Raw genomic sequence first — 3,129 nt, forward strand, 5'->3', positions numbered from 1 at the left:
ATGTTAGGACATTAAAAAATGAATATAGCAGACAAAATCACTATAGAGTTAGTTGTATGATTTATCATCATGTTAGGTTAAGAAATTAAGAGCATACGGTGGATGCCTAGACAATAAGAGCCGATGAAGGACGTGTTAAGCTGCGATAAGCCAAGGTTAGCTGCAATAGAGCGTTTATCCTTGGATCTCCGAATGGGACAACCTAGTTATTTGAAGAATAACTGTGAAAACGGGAACCGGGTGAACTGAAACATCTAAGTAACCCGAGGAAGAGAAAGTAAAAACGATTCTCCTAGTAGCGGCGAGCGAACGGGGAAAAGCCTAAACCATATAAGTGTCAAGGATGCAGCCGTTGCTTGTATGGGGTAGTGGGAAGTATAACAGAAGAACTGCAAGGTATTCGATATATTTATTAAGCTACTAGAATGACATGGAAAGGTCAACCGTAGAAGGTGAAAGTCCTGTATAGGGAATTTAATAAATGTATTTTATACTCTCCCGAGTAGCACCGAACACGTGAAATTCGGTGTGAATCTGCGTGGACCATATCACGTAAGGCTAAATACTCTTATTGATCGATAGCGCATAGTACCGTGAGGGAAAGGTGAAAAGAACCCCGGGAGGGGAGTGAAATAGAATCTGAAACCGTATGCTTACAAGCGGTCGGAGCACCATATGTGTGTGACGGCGTGCCTTTTGGAGAATGATCCTGCGAGTTACGATTATTGGCAAGGTTAAGAAAACGGAGCCGAAGGGAAACCGAGTCTGAATAGGGCGTTAAGTCGATAGTTGTAGACGCGAAACCTGGTGATCTATACCTGTCCAGGATGAAGCTGTGGTAAGACACAGTGGAGGTCCGAACCCACCGTCGTTGAAAAGCCGGGGGATGAGGTAGGTATAGGGGTGAAAAGCCAATCGAACCAGGAGATAGCTCGTTCTCTCCGAAATGCATTTAGGTGCAGCCTTAAGTGTTTATCTGCGGGGGTAGAGCACTGGATGACCTAGGGGGCATACTGCTTACCGAAGTTAACCAACCTCCGAATACCGTAGATTTATAGCTTAGGAGTGAGACTATGGGTAATAAGGTCCATAGTCGAGAGGGAAACAGCCCAGACCACCAGCTAAGGTCCCTAATTATATCTAAGTGGGAAAGGAAGTGAAGACTCCTAAACAACCAGGATGTTGGCTTAGAAGCAGCCATTCATTTAAAGAGTGCGTAATAGCTCACTGGTCGAGAGTCTTTGCGCCGACAATGTAACGGGGCTAAGATATAAACCGAAGCTGTGGAACGTTTTAAACGTTGGTAGGAGAGCGTTCTGTAGGCCGTTGAAGGTATACCGTAAGGAGTACTGGAGGTATCAGAAGTGAGAATGCAGGAATGAGTAGCGAGAAAGAGGGTGAGAAACCCTCTCGCCGGAAGTCCAAGGGTTCCAGGGTAAAGCTTGTCTTCCCTGGGGAAGTCGGGACCTAAGCTGAGGCTAAGTAGCGTAGGCGAATGGAAAGTAGGTTAATATTCCTACACCACTTATATTTTGTGATGGAGGGACGCAGGAAGGTAGATGCGCCAGGCGACGGTTGTCCTGGTACAAGCATGTAGGATGGTTTAATAGGCAAATCCGTTAAACTATATCTGAGGTGTGATGTGGAAAAGGCATTGATCCTACACTGCCAAGAAAAGCTTCTAACGTTAAAATATAAGTGCCCGTACCGTAAACCGACACAGGTGGACAGGATGAGAAATCTAAGGCGTACAGGCTAACTCTCGCTAAGGAACTCTGCAAAATGACCCCGTAACTTCGGGAGAAGGGGTGCCTTTTTTGGTGAAGGAATTTACATCTGGAGCTAAAAAAGGCCGCAGTGAAGAGGCTCGAGCGACTGTTTAACAAAAACACAGGTCTATGCTAAGCTGAAAGGCGATGTATATGGGCTGACACCTGCCCAGTGCCGGAAGGTTAAGAGGAGGAGTGAGAGCTCCGAATTGAAGCCCCGGTGAACGGCGGCCGTAACTATAACGGTCCTAAGGTAGCGAAATTCCTTGTCGGGTAAGTTCCGACCTGCACGAATGGTGTAACGATTCGAGCGCTGTCTTGGCGGGAGGCCTGGTGAAATTGTATTACCGGTGAAGATACCGGTTACCTGCAGTAGGACGGAAAGACCCCATGGAGCTTTACTGTAGTTTGGTATTGGGTTTTGATGTTATGTGTATAGGATAGTTGGGAGACATTGATTACATGCCGCCAGGTGTGTATGAGTCGTTGGTGGAATACCAACCATATAACATTGGAATTCTAATCTGAGATGTGTAGTCTTGGAGACAGTGCTAGGTGGGCAGTTTGACTGGGGCGGTCGCCTCCGAAAGAGTAACGGAGGCGCCCAAAGGTTCCCTCAGGTTGGATGGAAATCAACCGCAGAGTGTAAAGGTATAAGGGAGCTTGACTGTAAGACAGACATGTCGAGCAGGTGCGAAAGCAGGGCTTAGTGATCCGGCGGTACCGAATGGAAGGGCCGTCGCTCAACGGATAAAAGCTACCCTGGGGATAACAGGCTGATCCTGCCCAAGAGTCCATATCGACGGCAGGGTTTGGCACCTCGATGTCGGCTCATCGCATCCTGGGGCTGGAGAAGGTCCCAAGGGTTGGGCTGTTCGCCCATTAAAGCGGTACGTGAGCTGGGTTCAGAACGTCGTGAGACAGTTCGGTCCCTATCCACTGCAGGCGTAAGAGTATTGAGAAGATCTGTCCTTAGTACGAGAGGACCGGGATGGACAAACCTCTGATGTACCAGTTGTCACGCCAGTGGCACAGCTGGGTAGTCACGTTTGGAATGGATAACCGCTGAAAGCATCTAAGTGGGAAACCAACTTCGAGATAAGTACTCTCTGGCATTAGCCAATAAGTCACCTTCGAGACTAGGAGGTTGATAGGCTGGAGGTGTAAGTGTAGTAATACATTTAGCTGACCAGTACTAATTAGACGAACTCTTATCCTAACAAATGCTATATTCATTTTTAAATGTCTTAAAAATTAAATATATGTTGCTTGGTAAAGATAGCTAAGGGGGTACACCCAGTTACATTCCGAACCTGGAAGTTAAGCCCTTAAACGCCGAAAGTACTGAATTGGAGACGAT

Annotated in this window: 2 rRNA genes; both read left to right on the forward strand. The window is 47.0% G+C overall.

Annotated features, from left to right (window positions below):
* The first annotated feature begins 75 nt into the window (after positions 1-75).
* A 23S ribosomal RNA gene (locus EV215_RS10355) occupies positions 76-2,988 on the forward strand.
* A 49-nt stretch (positions 2,989-3,037) separates the two neighbouring features.
* Positions 3,038-3,129, forward strand: a 5S ribosomal RNA gene (gene rrf / locus EV215_RS10360); the annotation flags it as partial.

The organism is Hypnocyclicus thermotrophus, from assembly GCF_004365575.1.
Taxonomy (GTDB): domain Bacteria; phylum Fusobacteriota; class Fusobacteriia; order Fusobacteriales; family Fusobacteriaceae; genus Hypnocyclicus; species Hypnocyclicus thermotrophus.